Source organism: Pseudovibrio sp. W74 (assembly GCF_001623085.1).
Lineage (GTDB): Bacteria > Pseudomonadota > Alphaproteobacteria > Rhizobiales > Stappiaceae > Pseudovibrio.
The window spans coordinates 344,868-359,540 of the sequence record NZ_LMCJ01000057.1; the positions used below are offsets into that span (position 1 = coordinate 344,868).

The window sequence follows — 14,673 nt, forward strand, 5'->3', positions numbered from 1 at the left end:
GACAGGTCTTCAACCTTGCGCAGGCACTCAACCTTTTCCCAGAGTTTGGTCATGGCGCGGGCATACAGGACCTGTAGCTCGAACCGGCCCATGTTTTTGAGCACCGCACGGGAGCGTAGTTCCATCAGCACAGCGAGAGCCGGAACTTCCCAGAGCATCACGGCAGGCCAGTCGCCTTCAAAGGTGAGCTCGTACTGATCGTCTTTGACTTCCAGATGATAGGGCGGCAGGCGCAGGTTTTCGAACCACTCCAGAAACTCGGCGCGGAACATGGACCGCTTGCCGTAGAACATATTGCCGCGCAGCCATGTGCTTTCCCCGCGAGACAGGGAGAGCGTGCGGATGTGGTCCAGCTGGTCCCGAAGTTCCTTTTCATCAATGAGCTTTGCCAGTGGAATGTGCTGCGCTCTGTTGATGAGGCTGAAGGTGACCTGCGTGTTCGGCTTTTTCAGAAAGACCGACTGTGCCATGAGCAGCTTGTAGAAGTCGGTGTCGATCAGGGAACGAACAATCGGATCGATTTTCCAATTGTGGTTATAAACGCGGGAGGCAATATCAATCATTGTGCAACCATCTCGCCAGAGAATTTGACGCCGTGGCTTTGCATCTCATTCAAAGCCTCTTTCAGGGATCCGTTGAGGTCAATCGCTCTGCAGGCATCCAGATGCACAATCACGTTGAACCCCAGCTTTGCTGCATCCACGGCTGAGAAACGCACGCAGAAATCCGTGGCCAGACCAACCATGTGTAGCGTATCGACACCGCGCTCGCGCAGGTAAGCCGACAGGCCGGTTGGGGTGGTGTGGTCGTTCTCGAAGAACGCGGAGTAGCTGTCGATGTGCGGGCGGAAGCCTTTGCGCAGGATAAGGTCCGCGCTGTCGGTCTTCAGGTCTTTGTGAAAGGCTGCGCCGTTTGTGCCCTGCACGCAATGGTTTGGCCAGAGAACCTGCGGACCATAAAGCATATCGGTCATATCATAATGCTGCTTGGCATCGTGATTATCCGCAAAGGATTTATGATGCTGCGGGTGCCAGTCTTGCGTCAACACTTTGACGGCAAAGTCGTTTTGCAGCTCATTGACCAAGGGGACGATCTGCTCACCGTGCTTCACAGCCAGAGCTCCGCCCGAACAGAAATCGTTCTGAATATCAATCATAATCAGAGCTTCGTTTGTCGGTCGTGTCATGGTTGCTTCCTGTTCGCGATGAGTAGTCCTGTATGAGTTTCGCAGAGCAAAATGCGAGGACGTTTAGATACACCGAAGTGGCCAGCGCGAAATATTGCGATAATCTCCGCCAAACTCAAGCAAAATATGCGGGATTAATCCGCAACCAGAGGTAAAATCTATAATTTAGGCAATGTGTGTCTTGGGCGCCTTACTCCAAGGCCATCTTTGTGCACAAGTCACTGCGAACACAGCGTCCGGTTACTGCTTCCAGAAGGCAAACTGAAAGCCAACAACGAGCTGACGCAACCCGATTGCTGCTCCGGCGATGATAGAGAGCATGACAACAGGTGCGCTGATTGCGAGTGTTGAGAAGGCTGATATGCCCTGCCCGATGGTACAGCCCAGAGCAATCACGCCGCCAGTGCCCATCAGAAAACCACCAAGGATCTGGCGTCTTAGTTCGCGTGGGTCGTCACAGGCTTCCCATCTGAAATGGCCTTTGATGAGTGAGCCAAGGAATGCTCCACTGAGGACGCCAAAGACTGAGCCTACGGCGAAAGACAGACCACCCCCAGATGCGGTCATGAGATACATGAGGGTATCGCCCACCGGGACTGTGAAGGAGTGACTGGCCACTGCAACTTCTTCAAAGCTTTCTTCAAAGAGATAGCTGGTTGCAACCCAGCCGAGGAGGATCGCAAGAGCAACTGTCAATGAAGCGATAATGGCCTTTGGACTTTGGCGGAACTCTTTGTTGCTGACAGCGAAAAGGCCAATGGCTCCGGCAATGACCAGGGCAATTGTCAGTTCGGAAAGCTCCAGCCGCTGGGCAAGAGCGTGCGCGATGCCTGTTGAGCTTGCCTCTGAGAGTTCGGTCGGGAACAGGAACACACGCAAGTAAGCTGTTGGGCCACCCACGGCCATGGCCGCTGAAATGGCGATCACCAGAGAGAGCACGAAGTACCGCATATCTCCGCCGCCCAAGCGTGCCAAAGCGCCAAAACCGCAGGAGCCAGCCATGGCCATGCCATAGCCAAACATCAGGCCGCCGACGATGCAGGCGAGCGGGTTCCAGCTTTGGGTGAGATAGATGGTTTGGTCCAGCGCAATCAGACCAAGATCCGCCAGCAAAAACGTTGATGCAATGGAGATGGCAATGGCGAAGGCCCACATGCGCATGCGCAGCCATTCTTTGCCATAAAGGGCGTCTTCAATCGCGCCAAGTGTGCAGAAGCGGCCAAGACGTGCAGCAAGGCCAAGCAAAACACCACCCGCAATGCCTGCGAGTGCCGCCAGAATATCCTCGGACATTTGATCCCTCCCAAGACCAAAACGCCGGAGCTTAAATATTACTTATCGCTGTTTTCTTCGGTGCAGAACAACTCGAAAATCAGGTCCAGAACCCGAGCTGCGCGTTCATCCTTGAGGCTGTAATAGACTGCCTTGCCGTCCCTTCGGCAATTTACCAGACCATCCAGGCGCAAACGTGCAAGTTGCTGACTGACCGCAGACTGACGAGACGACAGAAGCTGCTCCAGCTCTGTTACAGACTTTTCGCCCGTAACGAGATGACACAGGATCATCAATCGGCCTTCGTGTGTCAATGCTTTCAGGAAATCAGTTGCATCCTTGGCATGGCCGACCATGCGCTCGATGTCTTCTTCTTTCATCCCACGTTCAATCATGGGTATAGCCATTAAACCAAATCCTGCAGACCAGTCGGAACGGAATGGCAAGGTCAGCTAAAGTTGAATAAATTAAAGCTGACCTTGCAGCACACCTTTGAAGTGGTGGCATACGCTGAATGCAATCATTTTTCAACCATTGCACGGCGATTACCTTTTAGAAGTCCAGCAAATCCGAGATTTCCTCTAGGCCACTTTGGGCACATTCCTCATCAACTTTTGGAGAGGGCGCACCGGAGACACCAATTCCACCAACAATAGCGCCTGCAGATTCGACTGGGAGGCCACCACCCAGTGCCACAGCACCCGGGATGTCACGCAGACCTGCCGACAGATTGCCTGCCTTGATCTCCTGCTGAATTTCCAGTGTAGATCCGCGGAAACTGACAGCCGTCCATGCTTTTCCGCGTGCTGTGTCGACTGTATGAACGCCAGCATAACGATCCCGGATTGCCGCTTGTGTCTGGCCGAAGCGGTCAACGACAACAGCAGAGATCTGATAGCCGCCTTCGCGGCAAGCTTCCATGGTGGCGACGGCAAGCTTCATGGCGATTTCCGGCTTCAATGACTTGAAGCTGACAAAGGCGGACTCATCTTCGGCCTGCGCAACGCTGAAGCCTGCGGACATTGCGAGCAATGCCGCCCCTGTGATGAATGATTTCATGGAGTTCTCCCAACTGAATTATGCCCCGGACTGGCCGGGAAAGATGAATTTCTTTTCAATATTGTTATTGAGCAGACTGAAGCATCTGGTTCAGGGCGGGGTAGAAGAAGTCTTCTCCCGGGTAACCTTCAATCCGCTGGACTTCGGCGCCGTCAATTAAAAGGATGAAGGTTGGTGTAAACCGCGCCTTTCCTTTCAGGGTCACGTCTTTGGGAATCGGATCATCAATATCCATCCGCATCAAAGGGGCTTTTTGCCCCTCCTCTGTTTTGCCGTAGGCTCCACCAATTTCCTCTTCCCAGCGTTCACACCAAGGACAGATTTCGTCCTCGACCATGAGCAATTTCATGGTCGAACCAGCCGCTTGAGCGCTGCTGAAAAGAAGGGCGAAAATGACAAATGAGATCCAACCAAAATTGCTCATGATATCCACGATTGACATTTTAAAATCTATGATATCTAAATATTCTAATAATAGAATGTGTTTTTAGCAAGTGCCCATATGTATCCAGATCTAACTATCATTGCGGCGGGGAGCGCGGGGTTACTCTCGTTCCTATCGCCTTGTATTTTACCAATTGTACCGTTCTACCTTTGCTATATTGCAGGCATTGGAATGAACGAGCTTTCCGGTGACGGGGTTACTCCTGCCATCCAGCGACGTGTTGTTTTTACGTCGTTTTTCTTTGCTGCCGGTATTCTCACAATCTTTGTCGGCCTTGGTGCAACAGCAACGGTCTTCGGCCAGTTGCTGCGAGACTGGTTTGATGTGCTGCGCTACATGGCTGCTGCTGTCATCTTCATTCTTGGCCTGCATTTTGTTGGCATCATCCGGCTCAACCTGCTGCTGAGAGAAGCCCGGCTCGACAGCTCTTCGGCTCCAGCTGGAATCATTGGCGCTTACTTTGTGGGACTGGCTTTTGCCTTTGGCTGGACACCCTGTGTTGGTCCGGTTCTGGCAACTATTTTGTTCACGGCTGGTGCCAGTGATGATGTTTCTCAGGGCATGTTGCTGCTGTTTGCGTATGGAGTTGGCATGACGCTGCCGTTCATTCTGGCAGCTGTTTTCTCAAAGCCATTCCTGAGTTTCATGGGCCGTTTTCGAAAGTACCTTGGTGCCATCGAAAAAGGCATGGGCGTTCTTTTGATTATTTTTGCGGTGTTGATTGGGACGAACACCGTTTCCTGGATTGCAGAGCAAATGATTGAGTATGCGCCAGGATTGACATCTTTAAGCTGAGGCGTTTCCGCGTCCTGAAACCATAGAGGGGTTCTTGGGAGCGGTGCGTTATGGGAGGGATCGATGCTTAAAAAATTAATGCTTGCTGCAGCGATGATTTTCGCCAGCATGACACTGAGCTTTGCTGAGGTTGGAGAGGACGGTCTCCACAAACAGCCATGGCTTCGCCTTACCTTCAAAGACCTTAGAGAGGACCTTGCCGCTGCCAATGAAGAAGGCAAACGCATGGTCATTCTCTTTGAGCAACGCGGCTGCATTTACTGTTCGCGCTTGCATAAGAATGTCTTCAGCGATCCGGAGGTTCGCAAATTCATTGAAGACAACTACTTCGTGGTTCAGATGAACCTGTTTGGCGATGAAGAGGTGACGGACTTCGACGGGGAAGTTCAAACCGAGAAGAACATCGCACGTCGCTGGGGCGTTGTGTTCACGCCCACCTTCCTGTTCCTGCCTGAAGAGGTTGGGACTGGCAAAACAGCAGGGACTGCCTCTGTGCAGACCATGCCTGGTTCATTTGGAAAATGGACCACCCTCAACATGCTCCGCTGGGTCAAACAGAAGGGCTATGAGGGCGAAGAACATTTTCAAAAATTTCATGCACGTGAATTTTTGAAACAAAAAGCAGCCTCAGAATAGCGTTTTCACTCAACTACTTAGACTAAGGTCGATATATTAACATATTCAATTATGTGAATTTTAAGTTGAGTGTTTCTACGTATCTGAGTAGCATAAAAATATTGAATCGCTGTAATTGGGAGGGAGCAATGAAGGCGATTGCCAAAACTATAGCGGCTGCAACGCTGCTAATTTCAGGAAGTGCCGTTGCCGGAGTTGTTGCTCCAGGTGACGTTCAATTTGTCGAGGCAGCAGTGCCGGTGTCTTTGACCGGTGCAGTTGGTGACCCAGCCAAAGGACGGGAATGGTTCGCCAATCGGAAACTGGGAAACTGCCTTGCCTGTCACGCGAATGATGATCTTGCTGAAGAGCAATTCCACGGAGAGATAGGTCCGTACCTTGAGGGTATCGGAGACACTTATACCGAAGCGGAATTGCGGGCGATTGTTGTCAACTCGAAGGAAGTCTTCGGGGAAGCGACCATTATGCCTGCCTTCTACAAGAGCGAAGGTTTGAACCGCGTGGCAAAGAAGTTTGCGGGAAAGACCATTCTTTCAGCAGAACAAGTTGAAGACATCGTCGCTTATCTGGCGACTTTGAAAGAATAGGCGCGTTTGCCTTGAGCGTGCTGCGTTGCTGACCAGTTCCGCATCACGCTCAGAATTATTGCTTAAGCGTATTTTCCCAAAGAGTGCTCAGCGCCTGTTGGGGAGATACGCTCCAAGGAGGATTTTTAATGACTGTTACCAGACGTGAAGCGCTTGGTTTGGCAGTGGGAGGCGCAGCCGCTCTGACGACACTGCGTTTTACCGCGCCGGCGTTTGCAGCAGGCAATGCTGTTGAAGATGCAATTGTGGAGTTCACTGGCGGCGCAAAGCCGGGAAGCGGTGACATTACCATTGGTGCGCCAGAGATTGCTGAGAACGGGAACACTGTTCCGATTGAAGTATCTGCGCCGGGTGCAGCCTCCATCATGCTGCTTGCAGCAGGTAACCCGAGCCCAGGTGTTGCGACATTCCATTTCAGCGCTCTTTCCGGTGCTCAGGAAGCCAAGACCCGTATTCGCCTTGCGAAAACGCAGGACATTGTCGCCATTGCAAAGATGCCGGACGGGTCCGCCATCATGACAAAGCGTAGTGTCAAGGTCACCATCGGTGGCTGTGGCGGTTAATTAGAAAAGGCATTGAGAAACACATGGCAAAGGTAAAACCACGCGTCAAAGTGCCTAAAAAGGCAAGCGTAAACGAGGTCGTGACCATCAAGACACTGATCTCGCATCCGATGGAATCTGGTCAGCGCAAGGACAAGAAAACCGGCGAGACCATTCCACGCAAGATCATCAATAAGTTTGCTGCCAGCTTCAATGGCGAGCCCGTGTTCATGGCAGATATTGAACCTTCTGTTTCTGCGAACCCTTACATCGAGTTTCAGATGCGGATTCCAGAGTCTGGAGCGGTTCGGTTTGAATGGACCGATGATGACGGCTCGGTCTACGACATGGAAAAGAAAATCACGGTCGCCTAGGCAGCCATTCTTTGGGAGGAGAAGGGTATGAAAAGGACGGTTTCAATACTCGCTGGGGGGCTTCTTTTCGGCACACTTAGCACTGCTGCGCTTGCAGATGACGGACGCGAACTTGTCATCGACGGCGAAACAATTGCAACCACTGCTGTTCCGGCGGATGACCATCCACTGGACGAGCTGATTTCAGGTTGGCGTTTTCGCTCTGCTGAAACTCAGGCACTGCAAATGGATGATTTCGAGAATCCAGCGTTTGTGGCCATTGAGTATGCAGAGGAACTTTGGGAAACGCCCGCCGGAAAATCCAATCAGTCCTGCGCGGATTGTCATGGAGATGCGGATAACTTTACCGGTTTGCGAACCAAGTTGCCGCGCTGGAATGACGAGATGGGCAAGCCTGCCACCATGGAAATGCTGATCAATGCGTCCATCGAGACACATCAGGGAGCAGAGCCGTGGAAATGGGAGAGCGCCGAGATGCTGGCCATGACGGCTCTGATCGGTTTGCAATCCCGTGGCATGCCGGTTGCCATGAAGACTGACGGGCCGATTGCTGACTGGGTCAAGAAGGGTGAAGAGCTTTACTACACCCGTGTTGGCCTGCTGAATATGGCCTGTGCCAACTGCCACGAAGACAATTACGGCAACATGATCCGTGCTGACCATTTGAGTCAGGGGCAGATCAACGGGTTCCCGGTGTATCGTCTGAAGTGGGGCGGACTTGGGTCCATTCACCGCCGGTTTAAAGGCTGTATGGATCAGGTGCGGGCTGAGCCTTACAAGCGCGGAAGTGATGAGTTCATTGCTCTGGAAGCTTATGTAACATCTCGCGGGATGGGACTTTCAGTCGAGACCCCATCTGTTCGTAACTAGGTGCATTCCACTTGATTGAGAAATCAAGTGATAAGAATTCGCTCATGCTAAATAGTGATTTTGGAGGTTGCTCTTATGCAGCAACCTCCTGATCTAAAACAATTTTCGAAATTCTAATAACCTACGGAGGGTGCGGAGATGATCTCGCGCCGTGATTTCTTGCAGGCCGGTGTCGCTGCAGCCGCTATTTTTGGGGCTGGGAATTTTCCAGTGCTGGCCGCACGCCAGTCCCTGACACAGAACCAACTTCTTGACTTCAAAACCACCGGCAACGTGACCATCATCCACTTTACGGATTGTCATGCTCAGGTGAAGCCGGTCTGGTTCCGTGAGCCCTCCGTGAATATTGGCGTGGGTGCCCAAAAGGGATTGCTGCCACACATCACCGGTCAGGATTTGCTGAGCGCGTTCAACTATCAGACCGGAACGCCGGAAGCCTATGCCCTCACCTCTGAGGATTTTGTCTCGCTGGCCCGCAGTTACGGTAAGATGGGCGGGCTGGACCGGGTGTCGACCATTGTGAAGTCGATTAGGGCAGAACGTCCTGATGCGCTGTTCCTTGATGGCGGTGATACGTGGCACGGGTCCATGACTGCGCTGCGCACTGAAGGTCAGGACATGGTCAACCTGATGAATGCGCTTAAGCCGGATGCCATGACCTCCCACTGGGAGTTCACCTACGGTATTGACCGCGTCAACGAGATCGTTGAGGAACTGCCCTTCCCGTTTTTGGGAGCCAACATCTTTGACAATGAGTGGGACGAACCGGCGTTCGAGCCCTACAAGATTTTCGAGCGTGGCGGGGCCAAGATTGCTGTGATCGGTCAGGCCTTCCCCTATATGCCAATCGCCAATCCGGGCTGGATGTTCCCGAACCTTTCCTTCGGCATTCGTGAAGCGCGTATTCAGGAGATGGTTGCGGAAGTGAAGCAGGAAGGCGCTGATGTTGTCGTTCTGCTCAGCCACAATGGCTTTGACGTGGACCGCAAGGTTGCGCAGCAGGTTTCCGGCATTGACGTGATCCTGAGCGGCCATACCCATGATGCGGTGCCGGAGCCGGTGAAGGTTGGCGAGACCATGATCATTGCCTCCGGCTCTAACGGCAAGTTCGTCTCACGTCTGGATCTGGACGTGGACAAGAACGGCATCAAAGACTTCACCTACAAGCTGATCCCGGTGTTCGCTGATGTGATTGCTCCCGACCCTGAGATGGCAACGCTGATTGATCAAGAACGCGCGCCGTTCAAGGAGGAGCTGGAAGAAGTCATCGGCACAACCGACAGCCTGCTTTATCGCCGGGGCAACTTTAACGGCACGTGGGATGACCTGATCTGTCAGGCGCTGATTGAGGAGCGGGAAGCAGACATTGCGCTATCTCCGGGCTTCCGCTGGGGACCATCCCTATTGCCGGGTGACAACATCACCCGCGAAGACATCCACAACGCTACCAGCATGACCTACCCGAATGCCTACCGCTCCGAGATGACTGGTCAGTACCTGCATGAAATTCTGGAGGATGTGGCTGACAATCTGTTCAACCCGGACCCTTACTACCAACAGGGTGGCGACATGGTGCGTGTGGGCGGCATGGGCTACTCCATCGACGTTTCCAAGCCGGTGGGTGAGCGCGTTTCCAACATGACGCTGCTGAAGAGCGGCGAGACCATTGATCCTGCCAGGACCTACGTGGTTTCGGGCTGGGCCTCTGTTGGTGAGGACACCGAAGGGCCTGAGATCTGGCAGGTGGTTGAAGATTACATCAGCCGCAAAGGCACCATCACAATGGACCCCAATTCTACCGTTCGCGTCACAGGCGTGTGAGGCGAACCCTTACGGATTTTGAGATGACGAGTAATTGACATGAGTGAAAGACTAAAGTCACCTACCCGCCGAAACCTCCTGAAAGGCGGGGCCCTGCTGAGTGGAGCTGCCTTGACTGGCGCTGCGCTTCCGGCACGGGCGAATGACCCTGCCATCACCAATCTGCAGCCATGGATGCAGGAGCTGGGAGACGGTGTTGATGCCATGCCTTATGGCGTGCCCTCGCAATATGAGGCGCATGTGAAACGGCGCACTGTGGAATGGCTGACGGCTGACCGCGTAAGTTCGATCAACTTTACGCCGTTGCATGAGCTGGACGGCATCATCACGCCGAACGGCCTGTGCTTTGAGCGGCACCATGGCGGGGCTGCTCATATTGATCCTGCCCAGCATCGTTTGATGATCAACGGTCTGGTGGACAAAGAGCTTGTGTTCACCATGGAGGACATTCTGCGCTTCCCACGGGAGAACCGGATCTACTTTCTGGAATGTGCTGCTAACTCCGGCATGGAGTGGCGCGGGGCGCAGCTCAACGGCTGTCAGTTCACCCATGGCATGATCCATAACGTGATGTACACCGGCGTTCCATTGCGGTTGCTGCTGGAAGAAGCTGGGTTGAAGACCAACGCCAAGTGGTTGATGCCGGAAGGGGCTGACGCCTCTGCCATGACCCGCTCCATTCCTTTGCAAAAGGCTCTGGATGACTGCCTTGTTGCCTTTAAAATGAACGGTGAAGCGCTGCGTCCTGAGCAAGGTTACCCGCTGCGACTGGTGGTTCCGGGCTGGGAAGGCAACATGTGGATCAAGTGGCTGCGCCGCATCGAGGTGGGCGATGAGCCGTGGCACCACAGGGAAGAGACCTCCAAATACACTGACCTGATGGAAAACGGGAAGGCGCGTCGCTTTACCTGGGAAATGGACTGTAAGTCCATCATTACCAATCCAAGCCCTCAGGCCCCTATCCTGCACAAGAGCGGTCATACGGTCCTGACTGGTCTGGCATGGTCTGGTCGCGGCACTATTCCGCGCGTGGACATTACGTTGGACGGCGGCAAGAACTGGCATGCTGCCCGTATGGATGGCCTGAGCTTCGACAAGTCCATGCACCGCTTCTATTTCGAGTTTGACTGGGATGGAAAGCCGCTGCTGCTGCAATCGCGTGCGCATGATTCCACGGGCTATATCCAGCCAACGAAAAACGAGCTTCGCGCTGTTCGCGGCGAAAACTCCATCTACCACAACAACGGAATCCACACCTGGTACGTTGGCGAAAATGGTGAGGCGGAAAATGTTGAAATTTCTTAGTGTTCTTGCGACTGGAACGCTGCTGCTCACCAGCGCGGCGACAGCCGGTTCTTTCAATATTGGCCGCGCAGCCACCCCTGCTGAAGTGGCCGCATGGAATATTGACGTACGCCCTGATGGACAGGGCTTGCCTGCCGGACGCGGAAACGTAGAGCAAGGCGAAGAGATTTTTGCCGAGCGCTGTGCCGTGTGCCACGGAGACTTCGCAGAGGGTGTTGATCGCTGGCCGGTTCTTTCCGGCGGGGACGGTACACTGACATCCGATCGCCCGGTTAAGACCATCGGTTCTTACTGGCCGTATCTCTCAACTGTGTTTGACTATGTGAACCGCGCCATGCCGTTTGGCGAGGCGCAGTCGTTGAAGCCAGATGAAGTTTACGCCATCACGGCCTTCCTGCTTTACGCCAACGATCTTGTTGAGGATGACTTTGAGCTGAGCCGGGAGAACTTCACCTCCGTTCGCCTGCCCAATGAAGACGGCTTTTACATGGATGATCGCGAAGAGTCGCCAGTCTTCAAGAAACGCGATGTCTGCATGAAAGACTGCAAAGCGGAAGTCAAGATCACCGCACGGGCTCAGGTTCTGGATGTGACACCGGAAGAGACGAAAGCAGCTGAGGAAGCAGCTGCTTCGACTGAAGCCCCAAAGGCTGAAGAAGTTGCTTCTGCAGAACCAGCACCAGTTGCAGAGCCTGCTCCGGAGCCCGTTGTTCTTGATGATGCACTCATCAAGAAGGGCGCCAAGGTTTTCAAAAAATGTAAGGCCTGCCATCAGGTTGGCGAAAAAGCCAAGAACAAGGTTGGCCCGATCCTAAACGATATCATCGGTCAGCAGGCCGCTGTGGTTTCCGGCTTCAAATACTCCAAGGCCTTGAAAAAGCTCAATGGCGACGGCCTTGTCTGGTCTGACGAAAATCTGGATGTTTTCCTGACCAAGCCGAAAAAGTTTGTGAAGGGCACCAAAATGACATTCGCTGGTTTGAAGAAGGAAAAAGACCGCGTTGCGCTCATCGAATTCCTGAAGAGCCACTCCCAATGAGAGCACTGATACCTACCCTCGTCCTCACACTTGGCTTTCTGTCAGGGGCAACTTCGGTTGCCTCTGCTCAGGATATTGCGCGCGGCGAACGCCTGTTTAATGCTTGTTTGCGATGCCACGATGTTGGCAAGGATGCCAAGAACCGCATAGGCCCTCACCTGAATGGCGTGTTTGACCGGAAGGCTGCAACGATTGAAGGCGCGACATACTCAAAGGCCATGAAGCGTGCTGGCGCTGATGGCCTGCGCTGGACAATCGACACGCTGAACATCTACATTCAAAACCCTAAAAACCTCGTCTCCGGTACCCGCATGAACTACCGGGGTATGAGAAAGGAGAAGGATCGCTCTGATCTGCTCGCTTATCTACGCCAGTTTTCCGTGAGCCCTGCCAACATTCCAGAGGCCTCTGCCAGCCTTTTGCAGCAGGATGCTCCAAGTCTTCACGAAGAAACTTATCTGGATGGAGATGCTGAGTATGGCGAATACCTTTCTGGTGAATGTACCAGTTGCCATCAATCCAGTGGAGCGGACAAAGGGATCCCTTCCATCACGGGCTGGTCGCAACCAGACTTTGTGATTGCGCTGCGGGCCTACAAAAAGGGGCATAGGCCTCATCCCGTCATGCAGATGATCGCCAAACGGCTCTCGGAGGAGGAGATTGCTGCGCTGGCGGCTTATTTTAAAGAATTGCATTAGAGCGGGGCCTCTTTGACTGGCTTTGCTCAAATAATTGTTTTCACGCGTATTCCTATCAAAACCGGAGATATTTCCGGGCATACGCTTTAGGGGAGGAATTGACATATGAGACTGAACCGACGTCATTTTTTAGGAACTGCAGCTGCAAGCGCGGCGCTCTTGTCCTCTCCTATCGCCCTGGGGCAAAATCGGTCCCGTGTGGTCATCATTGGCGGCGGTGCTGGCGGGGCAACTGCTGCCCGCTACATTGCCAAGGATTCCGATGGTGCGATTGAGGTGATCCTCATTGAACCCTCCCGTACTTACTACACCTGCTTCTTCTCCAACCTGGCCATTGGCGGTTTTCAACCCATGTCCAAGCTGGCACACTCCTACGGCACGTTGGCCAGTGAGTATGGCGTAACCGTCGTGCATGACTGGGCCTCTGCCGTGGACCGCGAGAAAAAGGTGGTTCGGCTCGCAGGCGGCGATGCCATCTCCTATGATCGCCTTGTCCTGTCTCCGGGCATCGACTTTGTAAAAGGAGCAATTGAAGGCTGGGATGTGACTGCCCAGACCAAGATGCCTCACGCCTATAAAGCTGGCACACAGACCCAACTGCTGAAGGCACAGGTTGAGGCTATGCCGGAAGGTGGCACATTTGCCATGGTCGCTCCGCCCAACCCGTATCGCTGTCCTCCCGGCCCTTATGAGCGCGTCTCCATGGTTGCTCATGTGCTGAAACAGCGAAACCCGACTGCCAAGATCCTCATTCTTGATCCAAAGGAGAAGTTCTCCAAGCAAGGCCTGTTCATGGAAGGCTGGGAGAACCACTACACAGGTATGGTGGACTGGCTGACCGACGAGTTTACCGGAGGTGTTCAGCGTGTTGACCCGAACACCATGGAAATTGTGCTGGAAGACGAGACCATCAAAGCGGATGTCTGCAACGTGATCCCGGCGATGCAGGCTGGTCGCATCGCACATCAGGCAGGCCTGACCAACGAGGCAGGTTGGTGCCCGATCATTCCGGCAACACTGCAAAGCCAGATGGATGAAAACATTCATGTGCTTGGTGATGCGACCCAGAACGGTGATATGCCCAAGTCCGGCTACTCTGCCAACAGCCAGGCCAAAGCTGCTGCCATGGCGATCCGCCACGCCCTCACCGGCTCCCGCGCGTTCAAACCACGGTTCTCCAACACCTGCTGGTCGCTGATCTCACCAGACAACGGCGTGAAGGTAGGTGCAAGCTATGTTGCCACGGATGAGAAGATCGCCAAAGTGGATGGCTTCATCTCCCAAAACAACGAGGACGACGCCCTGCGCAAGCAAACCTATGAGGAAAGCCTCGGCTGGTACGCTGGCATGACTGCGGACATGTTTGGGTAAGGAACTGGGTTGCGGAGCGCTCAGCGGGTTTGAGGTGATGCTGAGAGGACTGCTGAGCGTCTTGGTGGAGAAGGCAGAACTGGCTGAAGTGAGTTGAGCACCTGCTTATGTGTGGGACGCTTGATCTGGCTGGTTCCTCAGAGCTGCGGGCACGTGTCGATTGGCTTATGAGAGCTGAAGATTCACGGAGCGGCATGGCTCTCTTGCTGGGTGTGGAAGGATAGCCACAGCAGTTATCTCGAACACGTATCAGGAAGGTGCCATGCTATCACCGTACATGTGAGGAGTTCACAAGCTGGCAGGGTAGAGTCACGCTGTTGTTAGCTGACTGCACTTGGCACTTAATGAGCTCAAATCACTTATCCCCGGCGTGCATTCCAGAGCATTTCATCGACCTCATCTGAGATAGGGGGATAGATTAATTCTATCCCCTTTTCGTGGCATCAGTGCTGAGCCAATGCCTGCTGAAGTTATCCTACAGAACGCGGTCTATCGTTGACGTGTTACCAGAGCTACTTTCGCGAGCTGTATAAACATAGCAACGCAGTCCCAACGCTAATAACGCAAACGAACGCACATTGGAGCGCAAAGCCGTCACTGCCAGCCGAAATTCTGGTGGTCAGCGCCGTTTTATGCGCGCAGACATCCGCCGCCTGTCATTTGCGTTAGTCGC

At 53.6% G+C, this 14,673-nt stretch carries 16 protein-coding genes and 1 pseudogene; 11 read left to right on the plus strand and 6 right to left on the minus strand.

The features are described 5' to 3' along the window. The 6 genes and pseudogenes from PsW74_RS30040 to PsW74_RS24520 all read right to left on the minus strand — a co-directional run. Positions 1-563: pseudogene (locus PsW74_RS30040) on the minus strand (nicotinate phosphoribosyltransferase); the annotation flags it as partial. Beyond that, the gene (gene pncA, locus PsW74_RS24500; protein WP_063287078.1) at positions 560-1,186 is read right to left on the minus strand and encodes a bifunctional nicotinamidase/pyrazinamidase; all 627 of its coding nucleotides are present in this window, start codon (positions 1,184-1,186) and stop codon (positions 560-562) included. The gene pncA and the pseudogene PsW74_RS30040, both read right to left, overlap by 4 nt. A 240-nt stretch (positions 1,187-1,426) precedes the next feature. Then, positions 1,427-2,479: a YeeE/YedE family protein gene (locus PsW74_RS24505; RefSeq protein WP_063287077.1), complete on the minus strand. Its 1,053-nt coding sequence runs from the start codon at positions 2,477-2,479 to the stop codon at positions 1,427-1,429. Positions 2,480-2,517: 38 nt separating this feature from the next. Beyond that, entirely contained in the window at positions 2,518-2,865 is a 348-nt protein-coding gene (locus PsW74_RS24510; protein WP_063287076.1) for a metalloregulator ArsR/SmtB family transcription factor, read from the minus strand. Between the two features lie 145 nt (positions 2,866-3,010). Next, positions 3,011-3,517 (minus strand): heme-binding protein, encoded by a 507-nt coding sequence (locus PsW74_RS24515; protein WP_063287075.1) that lies wholly within the window; start codon positions 3,515-3,517, stop codon positions 3,011-3,013. 64 nt (positions 3,518-3,581) lie between these two features. Then, positions 3,582-3,959, minus strand: coding sequence for a thioredoxin family protein (locus PsW74_RS24520; protein ID WP_244271727.1), 378 nt, complete (start codon positions 3,957-3,959; stop codon positions 3,582-3,584). 60 nt (positions 3,960-4,019) lie between these two features. On the opposite strand from PsW74_RS24520, the gene PsW74_RS24525 reads away from it, so the two are divergent. The 11 genes from PsW74_RS24525 to PsW74_RS24575 all read left to right on the plus strand — a co-directional run bounded on the left by PsW74_RS24525 (position 4,020) and on the right by PsW74_RS24575 (position 14,000). Beyond that, complete coding sequence (locus PsW74_RS24525; protein WP_063287074.1) at positions 4,020-4,757, plus strand: cytochrome c biogenesis protein CcdA; 738 nt, start codon at positions 4,020-4,022, stop codon at positions 4,755-4,757. 63 nt (positions 4,758-4,820) lie between these two features. Continuing rightward, the gene (locus tag PsW74_RS24530) at positions 4,821-5,393 is read left to right on the plus strand and encodes a thioredoxin family protein (RefSeq protein ID WP_063287073.1); all 573 of its coding nucleotides are present in this window, start codon (positions 4,821-4,823) and stop codon (positions 5,391-5,393) included. A gap of 128 nt (positions 5,394-5,521) precedes the next feature. Further along, on the plus strand, positions 5,522-5,980 hold the full coding sequence (gene soxX, locus PsW74_RS24535) for a sulfur oxidation c-type cytochrome SoxX (protein WP_057463823.1): 459 nt from the start codon (positions 5,522-5,524) through the stop codon (positions 5,978-5,980). 128 nt (positions 5,981-6,108) lie between these two features. After that, a complete protein-coding gene (gene soxY / locus PsW74_RS24540; protein WP_063287072.1) occupies positions 6,109-6,543 on the plus strand; it encodes a thiosulfate oxidation carrier protein SoxY in 435 nt (144 codons plus the stop codon). 23 nt (positions 6,544-6,566) lie between these two features. Beyond that, complete coding sequence (soxZ, locus tag PsW74_RS24545; protein ID WP_057463825.1) at positions 6,567-6,896, plus strand: thiosulfate oxidation carrier complex protein SoxZ; 330 nt, start codon at positions 6,567-6,569, stop codon at positions 6,894-6,896. 27 nt (positions 6,897-6,923) lie between these two features. Beyond that, positions 6,924-7,766 (plus strand): sulfur oxidation c-type cytochrome SoxA, encoded by an 843-nt coding sequence (gene soxA, locus PsW74_RS24550; RefSeq protein ID WP_063287071.1) that lies wholly within the window; start codon positions 6,924-6,926, stop codon positions 7,764-7,766. A 138-nt stretch (positions 7,767-7,904) separates the two neighbouring features. Continuing rightward, complete coding sequence (gene soxB, locus PsW74_RS24555) at positions 7,905-9,587, plus strand: thiosulfohydrolase SoxB (protein ID WP_063287070.1); 1,683 nt, start codon at positions 7,905-7,907, stop codon at positions 9,585-9,587. Positions 9,588-9,626: 39 nt separating this feature from the next. Continuing rightward, positions 9,627-10,892: a sulfite dehydrogenase gene (soxC, locus tag PsW74_RS24560; protein ID WP_082830697.1), complete on the plus strand. Its 1,266-nt coding sequence runs from the start codon at positions 9,627-9,629 to the stop codon at positions 10,890-10,892. Beyond that, on the plus strand, positions 10,876-11,931 hold the full coding sequence (locus tag PsW74_RS24565; protein WP_063287069.1) for a c-type cytochrome: 1,056 nt from the start codon (positions 10,876-10,878) through the stop codon (positions 11,929-11,931). Before soxC ends, PsW74_RS24565 begins: the two co-directional genes overlap by 17 nt. Further along, on the plus strand, positions 11,928-12,629 hold the full coding sequence (locus PsW74_RS24570) for a c-type cytochrome (RefSeq protein ID WP_063287068.1): 702 nt from the start codon (positions 11,928-11,930) through the stop codon (positions 12,627-12,629). The genes PsW74_RS24565 and PsW74_RS24570 overlap by 4 nt, the downstream gene beginning before the upstream one ends. A gap of 105 nt (positions 12,630-12,734) precedes the next feature. Next, positions 12,735-14,000, plus strand: coding sequence for an NAD(P)/FAD-dependent oxidoreductase (locus PsW74_RS24575; RefSeq protein WP_063287067.1), 1,266 nt, complete (start codon positions 12,735-12,737; stop codon positions 13,998-14,000). Positions 14,001-14,673 lie beyond the last annotated feature (673 nt).

What these genes read in the sequence shown, in the direction of transcription:
- pncA (WP_063287078.1), bottom strand. Translation starts at nt 1,186, where the DNA reads ATGACACGACCGACAAACGAAGCTCTGATTATGATTGATATTCAGAAC.
- PsW74_RS24505 (WP_063287077.1), bottom strand. Translation starts at nt 2,479, where the DNA reads ATGTCCGAGGATATTCTGGCGGCACTCGCAGGCATTGCGGGTGGTGTT.
- PsW74_RS24510 (WP_063287076.1), bottom strand. Translation starts at nt 2,865, where the DNA reads ATGGCTATACCCATGATTGAACGTGGGATGAAAGAAGAAGACATCGAG.
- PsW74_RS24515 (WP_063287075.1), bottom strand. Translation starts at nt 3,517, where the DNA reads ATGAAATCATTCATCACAGGGGCGGCATTGCTCGCAATGTCCGCAGGC.
- PsW74_RS24520 (WP_244271727.1), bottom strand. Translation starts at nt 3,959, where the DNA reads ATGTCAATCGTGGATATCATGAGCAATTTTGGTTGGATCTCATTTGTC.
- PsW74_RS24525 (WP_063287074.1), top strand. Translation starts at nt 4,020, where the DNA reads ATGTATCCAGATCTAACTATCATTGCGGCGGGGAGCGCGGGGTTACTC.
- PsW74_RS24530 (WP_063287073.1), top strand. Translation starts at nt 4,821, where the DNA reads ATGCTTAAAAAATTAATGCTTGCTGCAGCGATGATTTTCGCCAGCATG.
- soxX (WP_057463823.1), top strand. Translation starts at nt 5,522, where the DNA reads ATGAAGGCGATTGCCAAAACTATAGCGGCTGCAACGCTGCTAATTTCA.
- soxY (WP_063287072.1), top strand. Translation starts at nt 6,109, where the DNA reads ATGACTGTTACCAGACGTGAAGCGCTTGGTTTGGCAGTGGGAGGCGCA.
- soxZ (WP_057463825.1), top strand. Translation starts at nt 6,567, where the DNA reads ATGGCAAAGGTAAAACCACGCGTCAAAGTGCCTAAAAAGGCAAGCGTA.
- soxA (WP_063287071.1), top strand. Translation starts at nt 6,924, where the DNA reads ATGAAAAGGACGGTTTCAATACTCGCTGGGGGGCTTCTTTTCGGCACA.
- soxB (WP_063287070.1), top strand. Translation starts at nt 7,905, where the DNA reads ATGATCTCGCGCCGTGATTTCTTGCAGGCCGGTGTCGCTGCAGCCGCT.
- soxC (WP_082830697.1), top strand. Translation starts at nt 9,627, where the DNA reads ATGAGTGAAAGACTAAAGTCACCTACCCGCCGAAACCTCCTGAAAGGC.
- PsW74_RS24565 (WP_063287069.1), top strand. Translation starts at nt 10,876, where the DNA reads ATGTTGAAATTTCTTAGTGTTCTTGCGACTGGAACGCTGCTGCTCACC.
- PsW74_RS24570 (WP_063287068.1), top strand. Translation starts at nt 11,928, where the DNA reads ATGAGAGCACTGATACCTACCCTCGTCCTCACACTTGGCTTTCTGTCA.
- PsW74_RS24575 (WP_063287067.1), top strand. Translation starts at nt 12,735, where the DNA reads ATGAGACTGAACCGACGTCATTTTTTAGGAACTGCAGCTGCAAGCGCG.